General features: G+C 65.2%; 36 protein-coding genes and 1 pseudogene. 1 reads left to right on the top strand and 36 read right to left on the bottom strand.

Translation table 11 applies throughout. The annotated features are described in order from the left end of the window. Positions 1-158 (top strand): annotated as a pseudogene (locus ACWDVB_RS15530) (ABC transporter substrate-binding protein); the annotation flags it as partial. On the opposite strand, the gene ACWDVB_RS15525 reads toward ACWDVB_RS15530, so the two are convergent. The 36 genes from ACWDVB_RS15525 to rpsL form a co-directional block, all read right to left on the bottom strand. Then, complete coding sequence (locus ACWDVB_RS15525; RefSeq protein ID WP_016645160.1) at positions 151-1,173, bottom strand: DNA-directed RNA polymerase subunit alpha; 1,023 nt, start codon at positions 1,171-1,173, stop codon at positions 151-153. The pseudogene ACWDVB_RS15530 and the gene ACWDVB_RS15525 overlap by 8 nt on opposite strands. Before the next feature lie 116 nt (positions 1,174-1,289). After that, positions 1,290-1,694 carry a 30S ribosomal protein S11 gene (gene rpsK, locus ACWDVB_RS15520; protein WP_003948617.1) on the bottom strand — a complete coding sequence of 135 codons (405 nt, stop codon included), beginning with the start codon at positions 1,692-1,694 and terminating at the stop codon, positions 1,290-1,292. Between the two features lie 65 nt (positions 1,695-1,759). Further along, complete coding sequence (gene rpsM, locus ACWDVB_RS15515; protein ID WP_030782528.1) at positions 1,760-2,140, bottom strand: 30S ribosomal protein S13; 381 nt, start codon at positions 2,138-2,140, stop codon at positions 1,760-1,762. A gap of 207 nt (positions 2,141-2,347) precedes the next feature. Next, positions 2,348-2,461, bottom strand: a complete 114-nt coding sequence (rpmJ, locus tag ACWDVB_RS15510) for a 50S ribosomal protein L36 (RefSeq protein ID WP_003974245.1) — start codon at positions 2,459-2,461, stop codon at positions 2,348-2,350. 58 nt (positions 2,462-2,519) lie between these two features. Next, positions 2,520-2,741, bottom strand: a complete 222-nt coding sequence (gene infA, locus ACWDVB_RS15505) for a translation initiation factor IF-1 (protein WP_003948620.1) — start codon at positions 2,739-2,741, stop codon at positions 2,520-2,522. A 153-nt stretch (positions 2,742-2,894) separates the two neighbouring features. After that, positions 2,895-3,734 (bottom strand): type I methionyl aminopeptidase, encoded by an 840-nt coding sequence (map, locus tag ACWDVB_RS15500; protein ID WP_451515215.1) that lies wholly within the window; start codon positions 3,732-3,734, stop codon positions 2,895-2,897. Between the two features lie 124 nt (positions 3,735-3,858). After that, complete coding sequence (locus ACWDVB_RS15495; protein ID WP_451515041.1) at positions 3,859-4,512, bottom strand: adenylate kinase; 654 nt, start codon at positions 4,510-4,512, stop codon at positions 3,859-3,861. Beyond that, a complete protein-coding gene (gene secY, locus ACWDVB_RS15490) occupies positions 4,512-5,825 on the bottom strand; it encodes a preprotein translocase subunit SecY (RefSeq protein WP_451515042.1) in 1,314 nt (437 codons plus the stop codon). Before secY ends, ACWDVB_RS15495 begins: the two co-directional genes overlap by 1 nt. Positions 5,826-6,050: 225 nt before the next feature. Beyond that, the gene (rplO, locus tag ACWDVB_RS15485) at positions 6,051-6,506 is read right to left on the bottom strand and encodes a 50S ribosomal protein L15 (protein WP_451515043.1); all 456 of its coding nucleotides are present in this window, start codon (positions 6,504-6,506) and stop codon (positions 6,051-6,053) included. Position 6,507: 1 nt separating this feature from the next. Further along, positions 6,508-6,690 carry a 50S ribosomal protein L30 gene (gene rpmD / locus ACWDVB_RS15480; RefSeq protein ID WP_447037975.1) on the bottom strand — a complete coding sequence of 61 codons (183 nt, stop codon included), beginning with the start codon at positions 6,688-6,690 and terminating at the stop codon, positions 6,508-6,510. After that, positions 6,690-7,298, bottom strand: a complete 609-nt coding sequence (rpsE, locus tag ACWDVB_RS15475) for a 30S ribosomal protein S5 (protein WP_127912612.1) — start codon at positions 7,296-7,298, stop codon at positions 6,690-6,692. Before rpsE ends, rpmD begins: the two co-directional genes overlap by 1 nt. Positions 7,299-7,339: 41 nt before the next feature. After that, positions 7,340-7,723 carry a 50S ribosomal protein L18 gene (rplR, locus tag ACWDVB_RS15470; protein ID WP_398300201.1) on the bottom strand — a complete coding sequence of 128 codons (384 nt, stop codon included), beginning with the start codon at positions 7,721-7,723 and terminating at the stop codon, positions 7,340-7,342. 3 nt (positions 7,724-7,726) lie between these two features. After that, entirely contained in the window at positions 7,727-8,266 is a 540-nt protein-coding gene (gene rplF / locus ACWDVB_RS15465; RefSeq protein ID WP_451515044.1) for a 50S ribosomal protein L6, read from the bottom strand. Positions 8,267-8,287: 21 nt separating this feature from the next. Beyond that, positions 8,288-8,686 (bottom strand): 30S ribosomal protein S8, encoded by a 399-nt coding sequence (gene rpsH, locus ACWDVB_RS15460; RefSeq protein WP_018528360.1) that lies wholly within the window; start codon positions 8,684-8,686, stop codon positions 8,288-8,290. A gap of 206 nt (positions 8,687-8,892) precedes the next feature. Then, on the bottom strand, positions 8,893-9,078 hold the full coding sequence (locus tag ACWDVB_RS15455) for a type Z 30S ribosomal protein S14 (protein WP_003956452.1): 186 nt from the start codon (positions 9,076-9,078) through the stop codon (positions 8,893-8,895). 5 nt (positions 9,079-9,083) lie between these two features. Continuing rightward, entirely contained in the window at positions 9,084-9,641 is a 558-nt protein-coding gene (gene rplE, locus ACWDVB_RS15450; RefSeq protein ID WP_135332558.1) for a 50S ribosomal protein L5, read from the bottom strand. Next, positions 9,641-9,964, bottom strand: coding sequence for a 50S ribosomal protein L24 (gene rplX, locus ACWDVB_RS15445; protein WP_361716664.1), 324 nt, complete (start codon positions 9,962-9,964; stop codon positions 9,641-9,643). Before rplX ends, rplE begins: the two co-directional genes overlap by 1 nt. Positions 9,965-9,966: 2 nt before the next feature. After that, positions 9,967-10,335, bottom strand: coding sequence for a 50S ribosomal protein L14 (rplN, locus tag ACWDVB_RS15440; protein ID WP_003974257.1), 369 nt, complete (start codon positions 10,333-10,335; stop codon positions 9,967-9,969). A gap of 104 nt (positions 10,336-10,439) precedes the next feature. Then, positions 10,440-10,724 (bottom strand): 30S ribosomal protein S17, encoded by a 285-nt coding sequence (rpsQ, locus tag ACWDVB_RS15435; RefSeq protein WP_451515045.1) that lies wholly within the window; start codon positions 10,722-10,724, stop codon positions 10,440-10,442. After that, positions 10,724-10,948 carry a 50S ribosomal protein L29 gene (gene rpmC, locus ACWDVB_RS15430; RefSeq protein ID WP_005481220.1) on the bottom strand — a complete coding sequence of 75 codons (225 nt, stop codon included), beginning with the start codon at positions 10,946-10,948 and terminating at the stop codon, positions 10,724-10,726. The genes rpsQ and rpmC overlap by 1 nt, the downstream gene beginning before the upstream one ends. Continuing rightward, positions 10,948-11,367 (bottom strand): 50S ribosomal protein L16, encoded by a 420-nt coding sequence (gene rplP, locus ACWDVB_RS15425; protein WP_030782563.1) that lies wholly within the window; start codon positions 11,365-11,367, stop codon positions 10,948-10,950. Before rplP ends, rpmC begins: the two co-directional genes overlap by 1 nt. Positions 11,368-11,372: 5 nt before the next feature. Then, the gene (gene rpsC, locus ACWDVB_RS15420; protein WP_451515046.1) at positions 11,373-12,224 is read right to left on the bottom strand and encodes a 30S ribosomal protein S3; all 852 of its coding nucleotides are present in this window, start codon (positions 12,222-12,224) and stop codon (positions 11,373-11,375) included. Further along, the gene (rplV, locus tag ACWDVB_RS15415; protein ID WP_016645177.1) at positions 12,224-12,571 is read right to left on the bottom strand and encodes a 50S ribosomal protein L22; all 348 of its coding nucleotides are present in this window, start codon (positions 12,569-12,571) and stop codon (positions 12,224-12,226) included. Before rplV ends, rpsC begins: the two co-directional genes overlap by 1 nt. Positions 12,572-12,612: 41 nt before the next feature. After that, positions 12,613-12,894, bottom strand: a complete 282-nt coding sequence (gene rpsS / locus ACWDVB_RS15410) for a 30S ribosomal protein S19 (protein ID WP_451515047.1) — start codon at positions 12,892-12,894, stop codon at positions 12,613-12,615. A gap of 12 nt (positions 12,895-12,906) precedes the next feature. Then, a complete protein-coding gene (gene rplB, locus ACWDVB_RS15405; protein ID WP_451515048.1) occupies positions 12,907-13,743 on the bottom strand; it encodes a 50S ribosomal protein L2 in 837 nt (278 codons plus the stop codon). 39 nt (positions 13,744-13,782) lie between these two features. Then, positions 13,783-14,202, bottom strand: a complete 420-nt coding sequence (gene rplW / locus ACWDVB_RS15400; protein WP_030782579.1) for a 50S ribosomal protein L23 — start codon at positions 14,200-14,202, stop codon at positions 13,783-13,785. Then, a complete protein-coding gene (gene rplD, locus ACWDVB_RS15395) occupies positions 14,202-14,855 on the bottom strand; it encodes a 50S ribosomal protein L4 (protein WP_451515049.1) in 654 nt (217 codons plus the stop codon). The genes rplW and rplD overlap by 1 nt, the downstream gene beginning before the upstream one ends. Before the next feature lie 8 nt (positions 14,856-14,863). Next, positions 14,864-15,508 (bottom strand): 50S ribosomal protein L3, encoded by a 645-nt coding sequence (rplC, locus tag ACWDVB_RS15390; RefSeq protein ID WP_030782583.1) that lies wholly within the window; start codon positions 15,506-15,508, stop codon positions 14,864-14,866. Between the two features lie 14 nt (positions 15,509-15,522). After that, entirely contained in the window at positions 15,523-15,831 is a 309-nt protein-coding gene (gene rpsJ / locus ACWDVB_RS15385; protein WP_003948644.1) for a 30S ribosomal protein S10, read from the bottom strand. Positions 15,832-16,272: 441 nt separating this feature from the next. Then, entirely contained in the window at positions 16,273-16,755 is a 483-nt protein-coding gene (locus ACWDVB_RS15380) for a hypothetical protein (RefSeq protein ID WP_451515050.1), read from the bottom strand. A 170-nt stretch (positions 16,756-16,925) separates the two neighbouring features. Further along, the gene (locus ACWDVB_RS15375; RefSeq protein ID WP_451515051.1) at positions 16,926-17,234 is read right to left on the bottom strand and encodes a hypothetical protein; all 309 of its coding nucleotides are present in this window, start codon (positions 17,232-17,234) and stop codon (positions 16,926-16,928) included. Then, entirely contained in the window at positions 17,231-17,386 is a 156-nt protein-coding gene (locus ACWDVB_RS15370; RefSeq protein WP_451515052.1) for a hypothetical protein, read from the bottom strand. Before ACWDVB_RS15370 ends, ACWDVB_RS15375 begins: the two co-directional genes overlap by 4 nt. A gap of 245 nt (positions 17,387-17,631) precedes the next feature. Further along, complete coding sequence (gene tuf / locus ACWDVB_RS15365; RefSeq protein ID WP_451515053.1) at positions 17,632-18,825, bottom strand: elongation factor Tu; 1,194 nt, start codon at positions 18,823-18,825, stop codon at positions 17,632-17,634. Positions 18,826-18,969: 144 nt separating this feature from the next. Continuing rightward, positions 18,970-21,096 (bottom strand): elongation factor G, encoded by a 2,127-nt coding sequence (fusA, locus tag ACWDVB_RS15360; protein ID WP_451515054.1) that lies wholly within the window; start codon positions 21,094-21,096, stop codon positions 18,970-18,972. Between the two features lie 39 nt (positions 21,097-21,135). Then, on the bottom strand, positions 21,136-21,606 hold the full coding sequence (gene rpsG / locus ACWDVB_RS15355; protein WP_055553483.1) for a 30S ribosomal protein S7: 471 nt from the start codon (positions 21,604-21,606) through the stop codon (positions 21,136-21,138). Positions 21,607-21,608: 2 nt separating this feature from the next. Then, complete coding sequence (gene rpsL / locus ACWDVB_RS15350) at positions 21,609-21,980, bottom strand: 30S ribosomal protein S12 (RefSeq protein WP_003948652.1); 372 nt, start codon at positions 21,978-21,980, stop codon at positions 21,609-21,611. Positions 21,981-22,290: the final 310 nt, after the last annotated feature.

Raw genomic sequence — 22,290 nt, 5'->3', positions numbered from 1 at the left:
AAGTCGCGGGCATCCCCTACATCGGCGGCTACGGCATCACCGACGACGAGTTCAGCAGCCCCCTGTCCTACCCCGTCAACGGCGGCGAACCGGCAGGGGCGCGGGGAACTGCGCGACCAGCCACAACGGTCCCGCAGCCAAAATTCAGACCTAGTACTGCTCGGTCTCGACGAAGCCGGCGTCCGCGTCGTCGTCGGCGCCGAAGGCGTCGGCGGCGGCGGTCGGGTCGAACCCGGGAGGCGAGTCCTTGAGGGCCAGGCCCATACCGTTGAGCTTCATCTTTACCTCGTCGATCGACTTCGCACCGAAGTTGCGAATGTCGAGCAGGTCCGCCTCCGAGCGGGCGACAAGCTCGCCCACCGAGTGGATGCCCTCGCGCTTGAGGCAGTTGTACGACCGAACGGTGAGCTCGAGCTCCTCGATCGGCAGGGCGAGATCAGCGGCAAGGGCGGCGTCCGTCGGGGACGGGCCCATGTCGATGCCCTCGGCGTCGATGTTGAGCTCACGGGCGAGACCGAAGAGCTCGACCAGGGTCTTACCGGCCGAGGCCATGGCGTCGCGCGGACGCATCGCCTGCTTGGTCTCGACGTCGACGATCAGCTTGTCGAAGTCGGTGCGCTGCTCGACACGGGTCGCCTCGACCTTGTACGTGACCTTGAGCACCGGCGAGTAGATCGAGTCGACCGGGATGCGCCCGATCTCCTGACCGACCTGCTTGTTCTGCACGGCGGAGACGTAGCCGCGACCGCGCTCGACGGTCAGCTCCATCTCCAGCTTGCCCTTGCCGTTGAGCGTGGCGAGGACGAGGTCGGGGTTGTGCACCTCGACACCGGCCGGGGGCGCGATGTCGGCGGCGGTGACCAGACCCGGGCCCTGCTTGCGCAGGTACATCACGACGGGCTCGTCGTGCTCCGAGGAGACGACCAGCTGCTTGATGTTGAGGATGAGGTCGGTGACGTCCTCCTTGACGCCCGGCACGGTGGTGAACTCGTGCAGGACACCGTCGATGCGGATGCTGGTGACAGCAGCGCCGGGGATCGACGAGAGGAGGGTGCGGCGGAGGGAGTTGCCGAGGGTGTAGCCGAAGCCCGGCTCCAGCGGCTCGATCACGAACCGGGAGCGGAATTCGTCGACGACCTCTTCGGTCAACGAGGGACGCTGAGCGATCAGCATGAAGTGAATCCTTCAGTCATGGGCACCCACTATTTGATGCCCGACCAGTACTACAAGGGTACGGGCGGTACGGCTCCGAAGAGCCGTACCGCCCGGAAACCTAAGACAACCGTGCGTCAGACGCGGCGGCGCTTGGGCGGACGGCAGCCGTTGTGCGGCGTGGGCGTCACGTCCTGGATCGAGCCGACCTCAAGGCCGGTCGCCTGGAGCGAACGGATGGCGGTCTCGCGACCGGAACCCGGGCCCTTGACGAAGACGTCGACCTTGCGCATGCCGTGCTCCTGCGCGCGACGGGCAGCCGACTCGGCGGCCATCTGCGCGGCGAACGGCGTGGACTTGCGCGAGCCCTTGAAGCCGACGTGGCCGGCGGAGGCCCACGAGATCACGTTGCCGGTCGGGTCCGTGATGGACACGATCGTGTTGTTGAACGTGCTCTTGATGTGAGCGTGTCCGTGAGCGACGTTCTTCTTTTCCTTGCGGCGCACCTTCTTGGCAGCGCCCTGACGACCCTTGGGGGGCATCTATTACTCCTACGGGAGGTGGTCGGTCCTGCAGCGACAGCTGTCGATAGACCGCTGAGCGAGGACTACTTCTTGCCCGGCTTCTTCTTACCGGCGATGGCGCGACGCGGGCCCTTGCGGGTGCGGGCGTTCGTGCTGGTGCGCTGACCGCGGACCGGCAGGCCACGACGGTGACGCAGACCCTGGTAGCAACCGATCTCGACCTTGCGGCGGATGTCGGCCTGGATCTCGCGACGGAGGTCACCCTCGGTCTTGATGTTGGCGTCCACGTACTCGCGGATCTTGACGAGGTCTTCCTCGGTCAGGTCGCGGACGCGGGTGTTGCGGTCCACCTCGGTGGCGTCCAGCGTCTGCTGGGCCAGCGTGCGGCCGATGCCGAACACGTAGGTGAGGGCAACCTCGATGCGCTTTTCGCGCGGGAGGTCAACGCCTTCAACGCGTGCCATTCATGGCTCCTGTTGATTCTTCGGAGGTCTTCAGCAGAACCACTCCCGGTTCGCCGTCGCCTTCTGCTGGAGAAGGGTTGGTACGTACCGGGTCCCCGGCCTCCGACCGGGGGTGTCGCCCTCCACCACCAAAGGAACTGAAGAGGGACGGGTCCTGCGTATCTACTTACTTGCGTCGCGCGAAAATCTGCGAACTGCAGTCGTACGTCAGCCCTGGCGCTGCTTGTGGCGCGGGTTGTCGCAGATGACCATGACCCGACCGTGACGGCGGATCACCCTGCACTTGTCGCAGATCTTCTTGACGCTCGGCTTGACCTTCATTGGGTGAGGTTCTCCGGGTCAGTGCCACCACCCCGCCGGAGCGGAGTGCGGGCAAGATCTACTTGTACCGGTAGACGATCCGGCCACGCGTCAGGTCGTACGGAGACAACTCCACCACGACCCGGTCGTCAGGGAGGATGCGGATGTAGTGCATGCGCATCTTGCCGCTGATGTGTGCCAGGACCTGGTGGCCGTTCTGGAGCTCCACCTTGAACATGGCGTTCGGGAGAGACTCGACGACAGTGCCTTCGATCTCGATGGCACCTTGCTTCTTGGCCACGCTTCGCCCTTCGAATCGACTACCTTGATCGACTTCGTACGCCGTATGCAGACACACGGATGCACGAGAGCCGACGCGTCAGTCTACGTCAGTGCACTCGGAAAGACGAATCGAGAAAGTCTGCCCCACTGCGTAGATCTTTAAGCAAGGGGGTCAGCCCCCAAGCGGGTCCGGCGCCGCCGTGACCCCGTACTCCGCCAGCTTCGCCCTGCCGCAGTCGGGAGCCGTCAGGACCAGCGGACCCTCCTCCGTCAGTGCGACGGAGTGCTCCCAGTGCGAGGACCAGGTGCCGTCCGTGGTGATGACGGTCCAGTCGTCCTCGAGAACCTCCGTGCGCGGCGTGCCCAGGGAGACCATGGGCTCGATGGCCAGGCAGAAGCCGGGGACCAGCTTGGGGCCCTTGCCTCGGCGGCGCTCGACGTAGTTCAGAAGGTGCGGGTCCATGTGCATCTCGGTGCCGATGCCGTGGCCGCCGTAGTCCTCGACGATCCCGTACTTGCCGCCGCCCGGCTTCGGCTGGCGGCGGATGTACGTCTCGATGGCGCGGGAGATGTCGACGAGCCGGTTGCCCAGCTTCATGGCCGCGAGGCCGGCCCACATCGACTCCTCGGTCACGCGGGAGAGCTCGACGAGCTCCGGAGCGTGACCGGTGCCCACGAACGCGGTGTACGCCGCGTCACCGTGCCACCCGTCGATGATCGCGCCCGCGTCGATGGAGATGATGTCGCCGTCCTTGAGGACGGTCTTGTCGTCGGGGATGCCGTGCACGACGACCTCGTTGACGGACGTGCAGATCGTCGCGGGGAAGCCGCCGTAGCCGAGGAAGTTGGACTTCGCACCGTGCTCGGCGATCACCTTGCGGGCGACGTCGTCCAGGTCCTTGGTGGTGGCCCCGGGCACCGCGGCCTCACGGGTCGCCGCGTGGATGGCGGCGACGACAAGGCCCGCCTCACGCATCTTCGCGATCTGCTCGGGGGTCTTGATCTGCACCATGGGGCTTCCGCTCTCCGTCATCCGTCATCCGTCAACAACCGGCTACGTACACACGAACCGGGTACGTAGACAACAGTACGGCCGCGGTCCCCTCACGGGCACCGCGGCCGAAACAGCGTACTGACTACTTGTCGCCCTTCAGGGCTTCCATCGCACGCTTGGTGACCTCGTCCACCTTGCCGAGCGCCGAGATCGTGACGACCAGACCCTGGGTCCGGTAGTAGTCGATGATCGGCTCGGTCTGCGTGTGGTAGACCTCGAGGCGCTTGCGGACGGTGCCCTCGCTGTCGTCCTCGCGCTGGTACAGCTCGCCGCCGCAGACGTCACAGACGCCTTCCTGCTTCGGCTGGGAGTACGTCACGTGGAAGACGTGGCTGGAGTCCTTGCGGCAGATGCGCCGGCCGGCGATCCGCTTGACGACCTCGTCCTCGGGGACCTCCAGGTCCAGGACGGCGTCGAGCTTCACGTCATCGGCCTTGAGCGCCACGTCCAGCGCCTGCGCCTGCGACACGTTGCGCGGGAACCCGTCGAGCAGGAAGCCGTTCTCGGCGTCCGGCTGCGCCATGCGGTCCTTCGCCATGCCGATCGTCACCTCGTCGGGAACGAGGTTCCCGGCGTCCATGTACGACTTCGCCTGCTTGCCCAGCTCCGTGCCCTGGCTGATGTTGGCACGGAAGAGGTCGCCCGTGGAGATGTGCGGGATCGACAAGTTCTGGGCGAGGAACGCGGCCTGCGTTCCCTTGCCCGCACCGGGCGGCCCGACGAGGACGATTCGCATCAGCGGAGGAACCCTTCGTAATTGCGCTGCTGGAGCTGGCTCTCAATCTGCTTCACGGTTTCCAGACCCACACCCACGATGATGAGGATGCTCGTCCCGCCGAAGGGGAAGTTCTGGTTTGCCCCGAAGCCCACCAACGCCATCGTCGGCACAAGAGCGATCAGACCCAGATACAGCGAACCCGGCCAGGTGATCCGGTTGAGTACGTAACTCAGGTACTCAGCGGTCGGACGGCCAGCCCGGATGCCCGGGATGAAGCCACCATACTTCTTCATGTTGTCGGCGACTTCCTCGGGGTTGAAGGAGATCGCGACGTAGAAGAAGGCGAAGAAGACGATCAGCACGAAGTACGTGGTGATGTAAATCGGGTGGTCACCCTTGGTCAGGTTTGCGTCGATCCACTGCTTCCATCCCGAGTTGCCGCCCGCGAACTGGGCAACCAGCGCCGGAATGTAGAGCAGCGAAGAGGCGAAGATCACAGGGATGATGCCCGCCTGATTGACCTTCAGCGGAATGTACGTCGACGTACCGCCGTAGGACCTGCGGCCGATCATGCGCTTCGCGTACTGGACGGGAATGCGCCGCTGCGCCTGCTCGACGAAGACCACCAGGCCGACCATGACGAGACCCACCGCGATGACGGTGCCGAACTCGATCCAGCCGTCGGCGAGCGAGCCCTGCTCCTTGATCGCCCACAGGGCGGCCGGGAAGGTCGCGGCGATCGAGATGAACATCAGGATCGACATGCCGTTGCCGATGCCGCGGTCGGTGATCAGCTCACCGAGCCACATCACACACGCCGTACCGGCGGTCATCGTGATGACCATGGTGATGGTGACGAAGATCGACTGGTCGGGCACGATCTTGCTGGCGACCGGGCAGCCCTGGAAGAGGGAGCCGGTACGAGCGGTGGCCACCAGGCCGGTGCCCTGAAGGATCGCGAGCGCGATGGTCAGATAGCGCGTGTACTGCGTGATCTTCGCCGTGCCCGCCTGACCCTCCTTCTTGAGGGCCTCGAGCCGCGGGATCACCACGGTCAGCAGCTGCAGAATGATGCTCGCCGTGATGTACGGCATGATGCCGAGCGCGAAGATCGTGATCTGCAGCAGCGCGCCACCGCTCATCATGTTGACGAGACCGAACAGACCCTGGTTCTGACTGGCGTTGTCGACGCAGGTCTGGACGTTCTTGTAATTGACACCGGGGATCGGCACATGCGTACCCAGCCGGTAGATCACGATGATGCCGAGCGTGAAGAGCAGCTTCTTGCGCAGGTCGGGCGTCTTGAACGCCCGGGCGAACGCGGTGAGCACGGTGCCTCCTGCGACCCCCGCGCGCGTGCGCCAGAGGTGGTGGTCTTGAGGATCGACGAATACGTATCAGTCAACAAAACCGTGCGGGCAGACCGCACGGAGCTTAGACAGTGCACGCCACCTTACCGGCGACCGTGCCCCCCTTGGAACGACCAACCGGGGATGCCCCTTTTGTGGGGCATCCCCGGCTGGGAATCGCTCATGTCATCGACACGTCCGAGAAAGTCAGACGAGCTCGGTGACGGTACCGCCCGCGGCGGTGATCTTCTCCTTGGCGGAGCCGGAGACGGCGTCGACCGTCACCTGCAGCGCCACGGTGACCTCGCCCTGGCCGAGGACCTTGACAAGGCTGTTCTTGCGAACGGCACCCTTGGCGACGAGACCCTCGACGGTGACCTCGCCACCCTCCGGGTACAGCGCGCTCAGCTTGTCGAGGTTCACGACCTGGAACTCGGTCTTGAACGGGTTCCGGAAGCCCTTGAGCTTCGGCAGGCGCATGTGGAGGGGCATCTGGCCACCCTCGAAGCGCTGCGGAACCTGGTAACGGGCCTTGGTGCCCTTGGTACCACGACCAGCGGTCTTACCCTTGGACGCCTCACCACGACCCACACGGGTCTTGGCGGTCTTGGCGCCCGGGGCGGGCCGGAGGTTGTGGACCTTCAGCGGGTTCTGCTCCGCCATGTCAGTCGACCTCCTCAACCGTCACGAGGTGGCGGACGGTGTGCACCATTCCGCGGAACTCGGGGCGGTCCTCCTTGACGACCTGCGTGTTGATGCCCTTGAGACCAAGGGAGCGCAGGGTGTCGCGGTGGTTCTGCTTGCTACCGATGTACGACTTGATCTGCGTGACCTTGAGCTGTGCCATTACGCAGCACCAGCCCCGGCACGCGCCCGCAGCAGAGCCGCGGGAGCGACGTCCTCGAGGGGCAGACCACGGCGGGCCGCGATCTCCTCGGGACGCTGCAGACCCTTGAGGGCCGCCACGGTCGCGTGCACGATGTTGATCGCGTTCGACGAACCGAGCGACTTCGACAGGATGTCGTGCACGCCGGCGCACTCGAGCACGGCACGCACCGGGCCACCGGCGATAACGCCGGTACCGGGGGAAGCAGGCTTGAGCAGGACGACGCCCGCGGCCTTCTCGCCCGTGATCGGGTGCGGGATGGTGCCCTGGATGCGGGGGACCTTGAAGAAGTGCTTCTTGGCCTCCTCAACACCCTTGGCGATGGCGGCCGGCACCTCCTTGGCCTTGCCGTAACCGACACCCACGGTGCCGTCACCATCGCCTACCACGACCAGCGCGGTAAAGCTGAAGCGACGACCACCCTTCACAACCTTGGCGACGCGGTTGATCGCGACAACGCGCTCAACGTACGCGGTCTTCTCGGCGGCGGCGTTGCCACCGTCGCGACCCTTCCGGTCCCGCCGCTCGCCGCCACCGGCACCGCCACCGCGGCGCTGGGGTCCAGCCATTGGAATTACCTCTCTCTGTTTCCGCTAGCTACGGAACCGACTCAGAACTTGAGTCCGGCTTCGCGGGCGGCGTCCGCCAGGGCGGCGATGCGCCCGGCGTACTGGTTACCACCACGGTCGAACACGACAGTCTCGACACCGGCAGCCTTGGCGCGCTCGGCGACCAGGGCGCCGACCGACTTGGCCTGCGCCGACTTGTCGCCCTCGGCGCCGCGGATCGTGGTGTCCAGGGTCGACGCCGACGCAAGGGTGTGACCCTTGATGTCGTCGATGACCTGGGCCACGATGTGGCGGTTGGAGCGCGTCACGACCAGGCGCGGACGCTCAGCCGTACCCGAGATGTGCTTACGGATGCGGATGTGACGACGCTTGATGGCAGCACGCTTGTAAGCGTCGCCCTTAGCAATCTTGACACCGTATGCCATGGCTTACTTACCCGCCTTTCCGACCTTGCGGCGGATGACTTCGCCTTCGTACTTGACGCCCTTGGCCTTGTACGGGTCAGGCTTGCGCAGCTTGCGGATGTTGGCCGCAACCTCGCCGACCTTCTGCTTGTCGATGCCCTCGACCGAAAGCTTGGTCGCGGACTCCACCTTGAAGGTGATGCCCTCGGGGGCCTCGACCAGGATCGGGTGGCTGTAGCCCAGCGAGAACTCCAGGTTGGAGCCCTTCGCGAGGACGCGGTAACCGACACCGCTGATTTCGAGCTTCTTCACGTAACCCGTGGTCACGCCGGTGATCATGTTCGCCACCAGCGTGCGGGACAGGCCGTGCAGGGCCTTGTTCTGACGCTCGTCGTTCGGGCGGGTGACGTTCAGAACGCCGTCCTCGCCCTTAGCGATCTCGATCGGCGCGACAACGGTGTGCGAGAGGGAACCCTTGGGGCCCTTCACCGCGACCGTACGGCCGTCGATGGTGACGTCCACGCCGGCGGGAACCGTGATGGGGAGCTTGCCAATACGCGACATTAGCTATTCCTCCGTTCCCGACTACCAGACGTAGGCGAGGACTTCCCCACCTACGCCCTTCTTGCCTGCCTGCTGGCCGGTGAGCAGACCGTGGGACGTGGAGATGATCGCCACGCCCAGGCCGCCGAGCACCTTCGGCAGGTTGGTGGACTTCGCGTAAACCCGGAGACCGGGCTTGGAGATCCGCTTGATGCCCGCGATGGAGCGCTCACGGTTCGGGCCGAACTTCAGCTCGAGGACGAGGTTCTTGCCAACCTCGGCGTCCTCGACCTTCCAGCCCGTGATGAAGCCCTCCTGCTGGAGGATCTCCGCGATGTGAGACTTGATCTTGCTGTGCGGCATAGCCACTGTGTCGTGGTACGCCGAGTTCGCGTTACGCAGACGAGTCAGCATGTCCGCGATCGGATCAGTCATGGTCATGAATTGGCCTTCGGCCTCTCTCGCCGGGGTTTCCTATCTGCGCCATCCCTCTCCCCACTCAGAGGCGGGACGGGTGCGGCGCGGGGACCTACGGCGTAGTAAGTCGGTCAGGGCGGCAGACGCCCAACCCTCCTAGCCTAAGCCATATGGAGGAGGGCCTCTGCCATCCCGTTACTTACCGAGAGATCCAGGCAGTCCGGAAAGGACTACCAGGAGCTCTTGGTCACGCCCGGCAGCTCGCCACGGTGGGCCATCTCACGAAGGCACACGCGGCACAGGCCGAACTTGCGGTAGACGGAGTGCGGGCGGCCGCAGCGCTGGCAGCGGGTGTACGCACGCACACCGAACTTGGGCTTACGAGCAGCCTTGGCAATCAGAGCCTTCTTCGCCATCTCGCTTACGCCTCCTTGAAGGGGAAGCCGAGGTGACGGAGAAGGGCGCGGCCCTCAGCGTCGTTGGTCGCCGTGGTGACCACGGTGATGTCCATACCCCGGACGCGGTCGATCTTGTCCTGGTCGATCTCGTGGAACATGACCTGCTCCGTGAGACCGAAGGTGTAGTTGCCACGGCCGTCGAACTGCTTGGGGGACAGACCACGGAAGTCGCGGATGCGCGGCAGCGCGAGCGACAGGGTGCGGTCCAGGAACTCCCACATGCGGTCGCCACGGAGCGTGACGTGGCAGCCGATCGGCTGACCCTCGCGCAGCTTGAACTGCGCGATGGACTTCCGGGCCTTGGTGATGGCCGGCTTCTGACCGGTGATCGTGGTCAGGTCACGGACGGCACCGTCCATGAGCTTCGAGTCACGGGCGGCGTCGCCGACACCCATGTTGACCACGATCTTGACGAGGCCCGGCGTCTGCATGACGTTCTCGTACGAGAACTCTTCCTGCAGCTTGGCCGCGATCTCCTCGCGGTACTTCGTCTTGAGACGCGGAGTGGTGGTGGTCGTCATCAGATGTCCTCACCCGTCCGCTTGGCAACGCGGATCTTGTTGCCCTCGTCGTCGAAGCGGTAACCGACGCGCGTGACGACCTTGTTGCCGTCCTTCTCCACGACCAGCTGGACGTTGGAGATGTGGACGGGGGCCTCGGTGGTCACGATGCCGCCGGCCTGCGAGCCGCTGGCGGTCGGGCCGGCCTTCGTGTGCTTCTTGACCCGGTTGACACCCTCGACCAGGACGCGCTCGTCGCGCGGGTAAGCGGCAATGACCTTGCCCTGCTTGCCCTTGTCCTTACCGGTGATGACCTGGACCAGGTCGCCCTTCTTGATCTTCATGCTTACAGCACCTCCGGCGCGAGCGAGATGATCTTCATGAACTTCTTCTCGCGCAGCTCACGGCCGACGGGGCCGAAGATACGGGTGCCGCGAGGGTCGCCGTCGTTCTTCAGAATGACGGCGGCGTTCTCGTCGAAGCGGATGTACGAGCCGTCCGGACGGCGGCGCTCCTTGACGGTGCGAACGATGACCGCCTTGACGACGTCACCCTTCTTCACGTTGCCACCGGGGATCGCGTCCTTGACGGTGGCGACGATGACGTCACCGATACCCGCGTAGCGGCGACCCGAGCCACCGAGAACACGAATGGTGAGAATTTCCTTCGCACCCGTGTTGTCGGCGACGCGAAGTCGCGACTCCTGCTGGATCACGTCTATCTCCTGATTGTCTGCCGGTTCCCGGCAGGGGCTTCTCTCTTACGAGATGGGCCCCTGCCGAGCCTGGCGGAACGAACTCTGAGGGATGCCTCAGAGAATTACTTGGCCTTCTCGAGGATCTCGACGATGCGCCAGCGCTTGGTCGCCGACAGCGGACGCGTCTCCATCAGGAGGACGCGGTCGCCGACGCCGGCAGCGTTCTGCTCGTCGTGCGCCTTGAGCTTGTTCGTACGGCGGATGACCTTGCCGTACAGCGCGTGCTTCACACGGTCCTCGACGGCGACGACGACGGTCTTGTCCATCTTGTCGCTGACGACCAGACCCTCACGGGTCTTGCGGAATCCGCGGTCAGTGTTGGTCTCAGTCACGTTGTTCTCGCTCATCAGGCGCTCTCCACCGTCTCGATGCCCAGCTCGCGCTCACGCATCAGGGTGTAGATCCGCGCGATGTCCTTACGGACGGCCTTGAGCCGACCGTGGTTCTCGAGCTGACCCGTCGCCGCCTGGAAGCGGAGATTGAACAGCTCTTCCTTGGCTTCGCGAAGCTTGTTGAGAAGCTCCTCGTCACCCAGCTCGCGCAGCTCGGACGCCTTGGTACCGGCCGACATCACGACTCACCTGCCTCGCGCCGGACGATACGGCACTTCATCGGAAGCTTGTGAGCAGCGCGGGTAAGCGCCTCACGAGCAATCTTCTCGTTCGGGTAGGACAGCTCGAACATCACCCGACCCGGGTGAACGTTCGCGACCCACCACTCGGGCGAACCCTTACCGGAACCCATGCGGGTCTCGGCAGGCTTCTTGGTCAGCGGGCGGTCCGGGTAGATGTTGATCCAGACCTTGCCGCCACGCTTGATGTGACGGGTCATCGCGATACGGGCCGCCTCGATCTGGCGGTTGGTCACGTACGCCGGCGTGAGGGCCTGAATGCCGTACTCGCCGAACGCAACCGTCGTACCGCCCTTGGCCTGACCACGGCGCTTCGGGTGGTGCTGCTTGCGGTGCTTGACCCTACGGGGGATCAGCATTTCGGTCAGGCCTCCGTTCCGGTGCTCTCAGCCGGAGCGGCAGCGGCGGCGGGAGCGTCGGCCTTGGGGGCCTCGGCAGCCGGCGCGGACTGCTGCTGCGGCTTGCGGCCGCGGCCGCCACGCTCGCCACCACGGCCACCACGGGCCGGACGGTCGTTGCCGCCGCCGCCACCACCACGGGCCGGGCGGTTACCCGCACGGGCCGCGGCGTTCTCGGCGCGGACCTCGGCGATGTTCTTGACGTCGCCCTTGTAGATCCAGACCTTGACGCCAATACGACCGAAGGTCGTCTTGGCCTCGAAGAAGCCGTAGTCCACGTTCGCGCGCAGCGTGTGCAGCGGCACACGACCCTCGCGGTAGAACTCGGACCGGGACATCTCGGCGCCGCCGAGACGGCCACCACACTGGATCTTGATGCCCTTGGCGCCGGCCTTCATCGACGACTGCATGCTCTTACGCATGGCGCGACGGAAGGAGACGCGGGAGGACAGCTGCTCCGCCACGGCCTGGGCCACGAGCTGAGCGTCGACCTCGGGGTTCTTGACCTCGAGGATGTTCAGCTGGACCTGCTTGCCCGTGAGCTTCTCGAGGTCGCCGCGGATGCGGTCGGCCTCGGCGCCACGGCGGCCGATGACGATGCCGGGACGCGCGGTGTGGATGTCCACACGCACGCGGTCACGGGTGCGCTCGATCTCAACCTTCGAGATGCCGGCGCGCTCCATGCCGGACGTCATCATCCTGCGGATGGCGACGTCTTCCTTGACGTAGTCCTTGTACAGCTTGTCGGCGTACCAACGGGACTTGAAGTCCGTGGTGATACCGAGCCGGAACCCGTGCGGGTTTACCTTCTGGCCCATTACCGGGTTCCTTCCTTGCTGCTGACGACCACGGTGATGTGGCTGGTCCGCTTACGGATCCGGTAGGCACGGCCCTGAGCACGCGGACGGAACCGCTTCAGGGTCGGGCCCTCATCCACGTACGCCTCGCTGATGACCAGCGAAGAGGCGTCGGAGTGGTCGTAGTTGTGCGCGGCGTTGGCAATGGCGCTGTCCAGCACCTTGCCGACCGGCACGCTCGCGGCCTGCGGGGCGAAACGCAGGACCGCCTGAGCCTCCGTGGCATCCATGCCACGGATGAGGTCCACCACGCGGCGGGCCTTCATGGGCGTGACGCGGATGTACCGCGCCTGGGCCCTGGCTTCCATGGTTGTCCCTTCGGTGTTAGTCATAGTCGTTCCACCCCGCGCTAGCGGCGCTTCGACTTCCGGTCGTCCTTGACGTGGCCGCGGAAGGTGCGAGTCGGCGAGAACTCGCCGAGCTTGTGGCCGACCATCGCCTCGGTGACGAACACCGGGATGTGGGTCTTGCCGTTGTGCACCGCGATCGTGTGACCCAGCATGCTGGGAATGATCATCGAGCGACGGGACCAGGTCTTGATGACGTTCTTGGAACCGGCTTCGTTCTGGACGTCCACCTTCTTTACGAGGTGGTCGTCGACGAAGGGCCCCTTCTTGAGACTGCGCGGCATCTAAACCCGCTCCTAGCGCTTCTTGTTCGACTTGCGGCGACGGACGATGTACTTGTTGCTCGCCTTGTTGCGATCACGAGTACGACCCTCCTTCTGACCCCACGGCGAGACCGGGTGACGTCCACCGGAGGTCTTGCCTTCACCACCACCGTGCGGGTGGTCGACCGGGTTCATCACGACACCACGCACGGTCGGGCGAACGCCCTTCCAGCGCATGCGGCCGGCCTTGCCCCAGTTGATGTTCGACTGCTCGGCGTTGCCGACCTCGCCAATCGTGGCGCGGCAGCGGACGTCGACCAGGCGGATCTCACCGGACGGCATGCGAAGGTGCGCCATGGCGCCTTCCTTCGCGAGCAGCTGCACGGAGGCACCCGCGGAGCGGGCGAACTTCGCGCCGCCGCCGGGCCGAAGCTCGATGGCGTGGATGGTCGTACCCACCGGGATGTTGCGCAGCGCCATGTTGTTGCCGGGCTTGATGTCGGCACCGGGGCCGTTCTCAATCCGGTCACCCTGCTGCGTACCGCGCGGGGCGAGGATGTAGCGCTTCTCGCCGTCCGCGTAGTGCAGCAGCGCGATGCGCGCGGTGCGGTTGGGGTCGTACTCGATGTGCGCGACCTTGGCCGGCACACCGTCCTTGTCGTGACGACGGAAGTCGATCACACGGAAGGCGCGCTTGTGTCCGCCACCCTGGTGGCGAACGGTGATCCGACCGGCGTTGTTACGGCCGCCCTTGCTGTGCAGCGGGCGAACCAGCGACTTCTCCGGCGTGGACCGCGTTACCTCGACGAAGTCGGCGACGCTGGAGCCACGACGGCCCGGCGTAGTCGGCTTGTACTTGCGGATTCCCATTTCTCAGTCCTCGTCCGATATTCGGACCAGGGCACTCCGTTAGGAGGCCTGGCCGAAGATGTCGATACGGTCGCCCTCAGCAAGGGTCACAATCGCGCGCTTGGTGTCGGCACGCTTGCCGAAACCAGACTTGGTGCGCTTGCGCTTGCCCTGACGGTTGATCGTGTTGACCCCGGTGACCTTGACCGAGAAGACCGTCTCGACGGCCTGCTTGATCTGGGTCTTGTTGGAGCCGGGGGCCACGATGAACGTGTACTTGCCCTCGTCGAGCAGCGCGTACGACTTCTCGGAGACGACCGGCTTGACGAGGACGTCGCGCGGGTCCGAGAAGGACTTGCTCAGCGGGGTGGGCTCAACAGCGATCTTGCCCTCGGTCGCGATGCGCTTCGCCTTGGCGACGCGCGCGGCCTTGGCGGCCTTCGCAGCCTTGGACGCGATGCTCTGGTGACGGATAGCCATCAGGCTTCGCTCCCTTCGGTCTCATCGGCCTTGGGGCCAGACACGAAGGACTCGAAGGCGGCCTTGGTGAAGACCACGTCGTCCGAGACGAGCACGTCGTACGTGTTCAGCTGGCCCGGCTCCAGGATGTGCACCTGGGGCAGGTTGCGGGCGGAGAGCAGCGAAAGCTCGTCCGAGCGCTCGACGACCAGGAGCACGTTCTTGCGCTCGCTGACCTTGCCGAGCAGGCTCTTGGCGGCCTTCGTGGAGATCTCGCCCTCGACCACGCCGGAGACGACGTGGATGCGGGAGTTGCGCGCCCGGTCGGTGAGGGCGTGACGCAGAGCGGCAGCCTTCATCTTCTTGGGCGTGCGCTGCGAGTAGTCGCGCGGCTGCGGGCCGTGGACGACGCCACCGCCGGCGAACTGCGGCGCACGGGTCGAACCCTGGCGCGCGCGGCCGGTGCCCTTCTGGCGGTAAGGCTTGCGCCCACCACCACGGACTTCGCCGCGGGTCTTGGTCTTGTGCGTGCCCTGACGGGCCGCGGCCAGCTGCGCGACGACGACCTGGTGAAGCAGCGGGATGCTGATCTTCTCGACGTCGAAGATCTCCGCGGGGAGCTCGACCGTCCCGGTCTTGTCGCCTGCCGGCGAAAGGATGTCAATGGTGCTCATGGGTTACCTCAGGCCCCCTTGGCCGCGGTACGGACCAGGACGAGGCCGCCGTTCGGACCAGGGACCGCGCCCTTGATGAGGAGCAGGCCCTTCTCCGCGTCAACGGCGTGGACGGTCAGGTTCTGGGTGGTGACCCGCTCGTTGCCCATGCGACCCGCCATGCGCATGCCCTTGAAGACACGGCCGGGGGTGGCACAGCCACCGATGGAACCGGGCTTGCGGTGCACGCGGTGGGCACCGTGGGAGGCCTTGCCGCCGTGGAAGTTGTGACGCTTCATCACACCGGCGAAGCCCTTGCCCTTGCTCTTGCCGGTGACGTCGACCTTGATACCGGCCTCGAACGTCTCGGCAGTCAGCTCCTGGCCGAGGGTGTACTCGCTGGCACCAGCGGTACGGATCTCGACGAGGTGGCGACGGGGGGTCACGTCGGCCTTGGCGAAGTGGCCCTTGAGGGGCTTGTTCACCTTGCGCGGGTCGATCTCGCCGAAGGCGATCTGGACCGACTCGTAGCCGTCGCTGTCATTCGTACGGACCTGGGTAACGACGCAGGGCCCGGCCTTGACCACGGTCACCGGGACGACACGGTTGTTCTCGTCCCAGACCTGGGTCATGCCGAGCTTCTCGCCCAGGATGCCCTTGATCTGCTTGGTCATCTTCTCCGCGCCCTTCAGAGCTTGATCTCGATGTCAACGCCGGCCGGAAGGTCCAGGCGCATCAGCGAGTCAACGGTCTTGGGCGTCGGGTCGAGGATGTCGATCAGGCGCTTGTGCGTACGCATCTCGAAGTGCTCGCGCGAGTCCTTGTACTTGTGCGGCGACTTGATGACGCAGTACACGTTCTTCTCAGTGGGCAGCGGCACCGGGCCCGCGACCGACGCACCAGTGCGAGTCACCGTCTCGACGATCTTCTTCGCCGAAGAGTCGATGACCTCGTGGTCGTAGGCCTTGAGCCGGATGCGGATCTTCTGTCCCGCCATGGCTACTTAGTAGTCCTTTGTCTCGAAAGCTCTGACCCCCGGAAGGCCCTTTTTTCTACTTCCTCCGACCCACGCGGTCGGGCGTGTCGCAGTCCCGCTCACACAGATCTCCCGAAGGATTTCCCTGCTAGGGGCTGCGGCCCAGATGACCGCGGGTCCGGGGGAAGAAACCCACCGGGCGCCTGGCCAAGCCTCCGTGCTGCACTTCCCGAAAGATTCCCGTACGTCCGCCACAGTGCTGCCTTACGGCAGGTGAGGCGACGAGTACTGTGGGACTCGCTTCCAGTCCTCCCGGCGGGAGGCGCACAGCATCGGCACTCAGCCGAGCAACCTGAACAGTGTGCCATACGGGGCATGCCGGGGGCCAATCGGGGCGAAGATCGTACCCGGTGGGTGACGAGGATCAAACCCGGGGTGTCGCAGGCCGACCTCCTGCAGGTCTCAGAACGCCTGCAAGTAGACCCGCGCCCGATCGGACCCGAGTGTCTGGACGAAGATCTCGATCCACTGGACCTTCTCGCGGCGGTCGTCGTTCGCGCACGGCGGGCATACGCCTGCCCAGCGCGTTCCCTTCAGGGTCTGCGGCTCCGCCAGCCCCAGGTGCTCGAAGAGCCCGCCCTTCGGCGCGGCGTCGTTCTGCCGCGCCCTGAGAGGCTCCTCAGAGTGCAGGGTTGCCGCGACACCCTCGGCGTCCTTCTCGCTGGTGACGAAGGAGAGGAGGTAGACATTGTCCTGCGGGTTGACCTGAACGGCGCCTCTGACCTCGGCAGCGCCCTTGGGCACCGCCACATTCATGAAGGCTGCAGATTCCACCGCGCCTGCCTCCTGGTCCCAGTGCCAGTCACGTCCTTCGGTCACCTGGCGGTCACCCGCGTCCGGGACGGAACACGCGGAGAGGACGAGGCCGACAGCCAGCGCCTTCACAGCACTCCATGTCACCGAAGAACCAGGACGCCTGGCGCGAACAAGGGCTCGACGCATTCCGCCGTCAGCCCTGGTGAGAGCGGCAAGCCACAGGTCTCCCTCGACTACCAGGTGTCACGTATGGGAACGGTACGGCTGTCGACTTCTCCGAGTCGAAAGCTCCAGGGCCCTCATCCGGCACACGCCACTGGTAAAACGAACTCGTGATGCGCCCCTTTCGGGATGTGCTGCGCTTTGGCCGTCTCTTCCAGGGACGGGTACGGGCTGGGTTTCGCGTCCCGGTTGAAACCCTTGACCGTGCCGTCCTGAAGGTTCGAGTCCTTCATCACGGCGGCAAGGGCCAGCTTGAGGCCCTGGCCTGGTGAACTCCGCCCGGGAGTCTCGGAACAGTTTTGCGACGGGCTTCGCCTCGCTTCGCGCACACCCCGGAACTCCTGGAGGGTGGCGCCGAAGCGCGCGGCACCCGTGTTCGCGCTCACCCCCACCCACGTGTCGCGGACGGGATGCCGTGCACTTGCTTGTCGTAACCGTCGGCGAGCCCGGCGAAATCCTCGGCCATGGCATGCCAGTCGTCGGCGGCCGTGGTGAGCTTCGAAAGGTCGGTTCCTATGATCTCGTAATACGTCGCCACGGGCTGACTCCTTCGGGCAGAGACGAAGTTCGGGATGTGTGAGCAGCCGAAGGGGTCAGGACGAGCCCAGGGCGGAGGATCTACTCTCACTCGGACGGCAAGCACGCCAAAAAGGCCCGCACGACCGAAGCCGTACGGGCCCTTCCGTTACTGCGAGTACTGCATGCACTGCGATGCGCTCAGTTCAGAGCGACCGGGTCTCCCCGATCCGCCGGGTCTCCCCGATCCGCAAGCAAGCGGGAAGCTTACTTGTTGATCTTGGTGACCTGGCCGGCGCCGACGGTCCGGCCACCCTCGCGGATGGCGAACTTCAGGCCCTCTTCCATGGCGACGGGCTGGATGAGCTCAACGGTCATCTCAGTGTTGTCACCCGGCATGACCATCTCGGTGCCCTCGGGGAGGGTCACGACGCCGGTCACGTCCGTCGTACGGAAGTAGAACTGCGGGCGGTAGTTGTTGAAGAAGGGGGTGTGACGGCCACCCTCGTCCTTCGACAGGATGTAGGCCTGGGCCTCGAACTCGGTGTGCGGCGTGACCGAACCGGGCTTGATGATGACCTGGCCGCGCTCGACGTCCTCGCGCTTGATGCCACGGAGAAGCAGACCGACGTTCTCACCGGCCTGGCCCTCGTCGAGCAGCTTGCGGAACATCTCGATGCCGGTGACCGTGGTGGTGGTCTTCTCCTGCTTGATACCCACGATGTCAACGGTCTCGTTGACCTTGAGGATACCGCGCTCGATACGACCGGTGACGACGGTGCCACGACCGGTGATCGTGAAGACGTCCTCGATCGGCATCAGGAACGGCTTGTCGACATCACGCTCGGGCTGCGGGATGTTCTCGTCGACGGCGGCCATCAGGTTCAGGACCGACTGGCCCCACTCCTTGTCGCCCTCGAGCGCCTTGAGCGCCGAGACCTTGACGACCGGAAGGTCGTCGCCCGGGAACTCGTACTCGGAGAGGAGCTCACGGACCTCGAGCTCGACGAGCTCCAGGATCTCCTCGTCGTCCACCATGTCGGCCTTGTTCAGGGCGACAACGATGTACGGAACGCCGACCTGGCGGGCCAGGAGCACGTGCTCCTTGGTCTGCGGCATCGGGCCGTCGGTGGCGGCAACCACGAGGATCGCGCCGTCCATCTGCGCGGCACCCGTGATCATGTTCTTGATGTAGTCCGCGTGACCGGGGCAGTCGACGTGGGCGTAGTGACGCGCCTCGGTCTGGTACTCGACGTGCGCGATCGAGATCGTGATACCGCGCTGGCGCTCCTCGGGAGCCTTGTCGATCTGGTCGAAGGCCGAAGCCTCGTTCAGGTCGGGAAACGCGTCGTGCAGCACCTTGGTAATGGCGGCCGTGAGGGTCGTCTTACCGTGGTCAATGTGACCGATGGTGCCGATGTTGACGTGCGGCTTAGTCCGCTCGAACTTTGCCTTCGCCACTGGGTCCTCCTGCGGAGTGGTTCTGTACGCCTTGCTTCATCGGCGCCAGGTGATCTTTGCTGGGAAGCCAGCCGCCGGGATTCTTGCCTTACGGGGTCGGACCCCGGCGGATGGTGTCAAGCCTAAAGCGTGAACTGGGGTGAGTTACTCGCCCTTGGCCTTCGCGATGATCTCCTCGGCGACGTTCCGCGGAACCTCGGCGTAGGAGTCGAACTGCATTGAGTAGCTTGCGCGACCCGACGTCTTGCTGCGGAGGTCTCCGACGTAGCCGAACATCTCCGAGAGGGGCACGAGGCCCTTCACGACGCGAGCGCCGCTGCGCTCCTCCATGGCCTGGATCTGGCCACGGCGGGAGTTGATGTCACCGATGACATCGCCCATGTAGTCCTCGGGCGTGGTGACCTCGACGGCCATCATCGGCTCGAGCAGCACGGGGCTGGCCTTGCGGGCGGCCTCCTTGAAGGCCTGCGAACCGGCGATCTTGAAGGCGAGCTCCGAGGAGTCGACCTCGTGGTAGGCGCCGTCGAGAAGCGTGACGCGGACGCCCGTCATCTCGTAGCCCGCCAGGATGCCGAACTGCATGGCCTCCTGCGCACCGGCGTCCACCGACGGGATGTACTCCCGCGGGATACGGCCACCGGTGACCTTGTTCACGAACTCGTACGAAGCGTCGCCGTCCACGATCGGCTCGATCGCGATCTGCACCTTCGCGAACTGACCGGTACCACCGGTCTGCTTCTTGTGGGTGAAGTCGACGCGCTCGACGGCCTTGCGGATCGTCTCGCGGTACGCCACCTGCGGCTTGCCGACGTTCGCCTCGACGCGGAACTCGCGCTTCATGCGGTCGACGAGCACCTCGAGGTGGAGCTCGCCCATACCACCGATGATGGTCTGGCCGGTCTCCTCGTCCGAGTGGACGCGGAAGGAGGGGTCCTCCTCCGAGAGGCGCTGGATGGCGACACCCAGCTTCTCCTGGTCGCCCTTGGACTTCGGCTCGATGGCGACCTCGATGACCGGCGCCGGGAAGTCCATGGACTCCAGGATCACCGGGTTCTTGTCGTCGCTCAGCGTCTCACCGGTGGTGGTCTGCTTCAGGCCCATGACGGCGACGATGTCACCGGCGCCCACCGACGCGATCTCCTCACGCTTGTTCGCGTGCATGCGGTAGATCTTGCCGATGCGCTCCTTCTTGCCCTTGACGGAGTTCAGCACCGCGGTGCCGGCCTCCAGGCGACCGGAGTAGATCCGGACGAAGGTGAGCTTGCCGAGGTGCGGGTCGCTCGCGATCTTGAACGCGAGGGCCGACAGCGGCTCGTCGTCGGACGGCTTGCGCTTGACGACCAGCTCCGGGTCCTTGACGTCGTGGCCCTCGATGGCCTCGACGTCCAGGGGAGACGGCAGGTAGCGCACGACCGCGTCGAGCAGGGGCTGAACGCCCTTGTTCTTGAACGCGGTGCCGCAGAACACGGGGGTGACGGTGGTGTCGCCGCCCTTGCCCGACGCGATGGTGACGCGACGGATCGCCGCGTACAGCTGCTCCTCGGTGGGCTCCTGGCCCTCGAGGTACAGCTCCATCATCTGCTCGTCGTTCTCCGCGACCGCCTCGAGCAGCTTGCCGCGGTACTCCTCGGCAGCCTCGGTGTGCGTGTCGGGGATGTCGACGATGTCGTAGGCCTCGCCCATCGCGGTCTCGGCGGACCAGACGAAAGCCTTCATCGTGACGAGGTCGACGACGCCCTTGAAGTCAGCCTCTGCGCCGATGGGCAGCTGCATGACGATCGGGGTCGCACCGAGGCGGTCGACGATCATGTCGACGCAGCGGTGGAACTCGGCACCGGTGCGGTCGAGCTTGTTGACGAAGCAGATACGCGGGACGCCGTAGCGGTCCGCCTGACGCCACACGGTCTCGGACTGGGGCTCAACACCGGCGACGCCGTCGAACACCGTCACGGCACCGTCGAGCACACGGAGCGAACGCTCTACCTCGACCGTGAAGTCGACGTGGCCCGGGGTGTCGATGATGTTGATGGTGTGGTCGACGTCGTTCAGCGGCCAGTGACAGGTGGTGGCAGCAGAGGTGATCGTGATGCCACGCTCCTGCTCCTGCTCCATCCAGTCCATCGTGGCGGCGCCGTCGTGGACCTCACCGATCTTGTACGAGACGCCGGTGTAGAAGAGGATCCGCTCGGTGGTGGTCGTCTTGCCCGCGTCGATGTGGGCCATGATGCCGATGTTGCGCACCTTGGCCAGGTCAAGTGAAGTGGTAGCCATATCGGCTCAGTCTTCTCTCGGTCTCGATGTGGGTAGCGACTACCAGCGGTAGTGCGCGAAGGCCTTGTTGGACTCGGCCATCTTGTGGGTGTCCTCGCGCTTCTTCACAGCGGCACCGAGGCCGTTGGAGGCGTCGAGAAGCTCGTTGAGCAGACGCTCGGTCATGGTCTTCTCGCGACGGGCGCGGGAGTAACCGACCAGCCAGCGCAGGGCGAGCGTGTTCGCACGGCCCGGCTTGACCTCGATCGGGACCTGGTAGGTCGCGCCACCGACACGGCGGGACTTGACCTCGAGGGTCGGCTTGATGTTCTCGAGCGCGCGCTTGAGGGTGATGACCGGGTCGTTGCCGGTCTTCTCCTTCAGGCCCTCCATGGCGCCGTACACGATGCGCTCGGCGGTGGAGCGCTTGCCGTTCAGCAGCACCTTGTTGATGAGGGAGGTCACCAGAGGAGAACCGTAGACCGGGTCGATGATGACCGGGCGCTTCGGGGCGGGGCCCTTACGAGGCATTCTTACTTCTCCTTCTTGGCGCCGTAGCGGCTGCGGGCCTGCTTGCGGTTCTTGACACCCTGGGTGTCGAGGGAACCGCGGATGATCTTGTAACGAACACCAGGCAGGTCCTTCACACGGCCACCACGCACGAGCACGATGGAGTGCTCCTGCAGGTTGTGTCCCTCACCCGGAATGTAGGCCGTGACCTCGATCCCGGAGGTCAGACGCACACGCGCGACCTTACGGAGGGCCGAGTTCGGCTTCTTCGGGGTGGTCGTGAACACACGCGTGCAGACGCCGCGGCGCTGGGGCGAACCCTCGAGTGCGGGCGTCTTGTTCTTCTCGACCTTGTCCTGCCGGCCCTTCCGGACCAGCTGCTGGATCGTAGGCACTACTTCTCCGGTTTCTGTGTGCCGAATAGTAAAGCTAACCTGAAACGTCGCCGACCCACGCGGTCGGGTGTGTCGAATCCTGCTGACTCCCGCCGTGAGGCAAGGAGGGGCACGGATTACGGTGGCCGTTGACGGGCTCGTGATGCGGCTGAAGACACGCGCACGAGCCCAGGCACACCCCAGGCACAAGGTCTGAGCGTACCTACCTCATCGGGTTCGGTCAAAACAAATGCGGTGGGGCCCGACACGCCGGGCATCTGGACGAATCAGAAGCGCCGCAGAAAGGCCTTGATCAATTTCACGTCCGCTG

The organism is Streptomyces sp. NPDC003379, assembly GCF_053589195.1.
Note: the sequence above shows the minus strand (reverse complement) of the source record. Positions and strands in the feature narration are given on the sequence as shown.

What these genes read in the sequence shown, in the direction of transcription:
- rplV (WP_016645177.1), bottom strand. Translation starts at nt 12,571, where the DNA reads ATGGAAGCCAGGGCCCAGGCGCGGTACATCCGCGTCACGCCCATGAAG.
- ACWDVB_RS15525 (WP_016645160.1), bottom strand. Translation starts at nt 1,173, where the DNA reads ATGCTGATCGCTCAGCGTCCCTCGTTGACCGAAGAGGTCGTCGACGAA.
- rpmC (WP_005481220.1), bottom strand. Translation starts at nt 10,948, where the DNA reads ATGTCGGCCGGTACCAAGGCGTCCGAGCTGCGCGAGCTGGGTGACGAG.
- rpsE (WP_127912612.1), bottom strand. Translation starts at nt 7,298, where the DNA reads ATGGCTGGACCCCAGCGCCGCGGTGGCGGTGCCGGTGGCGGCGAGCGG.
- rplO (WP_451515043.1), bottom strand. Translation starts at nt 6,506, where the DNA reads ATGGCGGAGCAGAACCCGCTGAAGGTCCACAACCTCCGGCCCGCCCCG.
- rplP (WP_030782563.1), bottom strand. Translation starts at nt 11,367, where the DNA reads ATGCTGATCCCCCGTAGGGTCAAGCACCGCAAGCAGCACCACCCGAAG.
- rpsJ (WP_003948644.1), bottom strand. Translation starts at nt 15,831, where the DNA reads ATGGCGGGACAGAAGATCCGCATCCGGCTCAAGGCCTACGACCACGAG.
- rpsS (WP_451515047.1), bottom strand. Translation starts at nt 12,894, where the DNA reads ATGCCGCGCAGTCTCAAGAAGGGGCCCTTCGTCGACGACCACCTCGTA.
- rpsK (WP_003948617.1), bottom strand. Translation starts at nt 1,694, where the DNA reads ATGCCCCCCAAGGGTCGTCAGGGCGCTGCCAAGAAGGTGCGCCGCAAG.
- rpsM (WP_030782528.1), bottom strand. Translation starts at nt 2,140, where the DNA reads ATGGCACGCGTTGAAGGCGTTGACCTCCCGCGCGAAAAGCGCATCGAG.
- rplR (WP_398300201.1), bottom strand. Translation starts at nt 7,723, where the DNA reads ATGGCATACGGTGTCAAGATTGCTAAGGGCGACGCTTACAAGCGTGCT.
- rpmD (WP_447037975.1), bottom strand. Translation starts at nt 6,690, where the DNA reads ATGGCACAGCTCAAGGTCACGCAGATCAAGTCGTACATCGGTAGCAAG.
- rplX (WP_361716664.1), bottom strand. Translation starts at nt 9,964, where the DNA reads ATGAAGATCAAGAAGGGCGACCTGGTCCAGGTCATCACCGGTAAGGAC.
- rplW (WP_030782579.1), bottom strand. Translation starts at nt 14,202, where the DNA reads ATGGCTATCCGTCACCAGAGCATCGCGTCCAAGGCTGCGAAGGCCGCC.
- rplC (WP_030782583.1), bottom strand. Translation starts at nt 15,508, where the DNA reads ATGACCAAGCAGATCAAGGGCATCCTGGGCGAGAAGCTCGGCATGACC.
- rplE (WP_135332558.1), bottom strand. Translation starts at nt 9,641, where the DNA reads ATGACGACCACCACCACTCCGCGTCTCAAGACGAAGTACCGCGAGGAG.
- map (WP_451515215.1), bottom strand. Translation starts at nt 3,734, where the DNA reads ATGGTGCAGATCAAGACCCCCGAGCAGATCGCGAAGATGCGTGAGGCG.
- rpsG (WP_055553483.1), bottom strand. Translation starts at nt 21,606, where the DNA reads ATGCCTCGTAAGGGCCCCGCCCCGAAGCGCCCGGTCATCATCGACCCG.
- rplF (WP_451515044.1), bottom strand. Translation starts at nt 8,266, where the DNA reads ATGTCGCGTATTGGCAAGCTCCCCATCACGGTTCCCGCCGGCGTGGAC.
- ACWDVB_RS15495 (WP_451515041.1), bottom strand. Translation starts at nt 4,512, where the DNA reads ATGCGAATCGTCCTCGTCGGGCCGCCCGGTGCGGGCAAGGGAACGCAG.
- rpmJ (WP_003974245.1), bottom strand. Translation starts at nt 2,461, where the DNA reads ATGAAGGTCAAGCCGAGCGTCAAGAAGATCTGCGACAAGTGCAGGGTG.
- rplD (WP_451515049.1), bottom strand. Translation starts at nt 14,855, where the DNA reads ATGAGCACCATTGACATCCTTTCGCCGGCAGGCGACAAGACCGGGACG.
- rplB (WP_451515048.1), bottom strand. Translation starts at nt 13,743, where the DNA reads ATGGGAATCCGCAAGTACAAGCCGACTACGCCGGGCCGTCGTGGCTCC.
- rpsH (WP_018528360.1), bottom strand. Translation starts at nt 8,686, where the DNA reads ATGACCATGACTGATCCGATCGCGGACATGCTGACTCGTCTGCGTAAC.
- fusA (WP_451515054.1), bottom strand. Translation starts at nt 21,096, where the DNA reads ATGGCTACCACTTCACTTGACCTGGCCAAGGTGCGCAACATCGGCATC.
- rpsC (WP_451515046.1), bottom strand. Translation starts at nt 12,224, where the DNA reads ATGGGCCAGAAGGTAAACCCGCACGGGTTCCGGCTCGGTATCACCACG.
- ACWDVB_RS15455 (WP_003956452.1), bottom strand. Translation starts at nt 9,078, where the DNA reads ATGGCGAAGAAGGCTCTGATTGCCAAGGCTGCTCGTAAGCCCAAGTTC.
- rpsQ (WP_451515045.1), bottom strand. Translation starts at nt 10,724, where the DNA reads ATGAGCGAGAACAACGTGACTGAGACCAACACTGACCGCGGATTCCGC.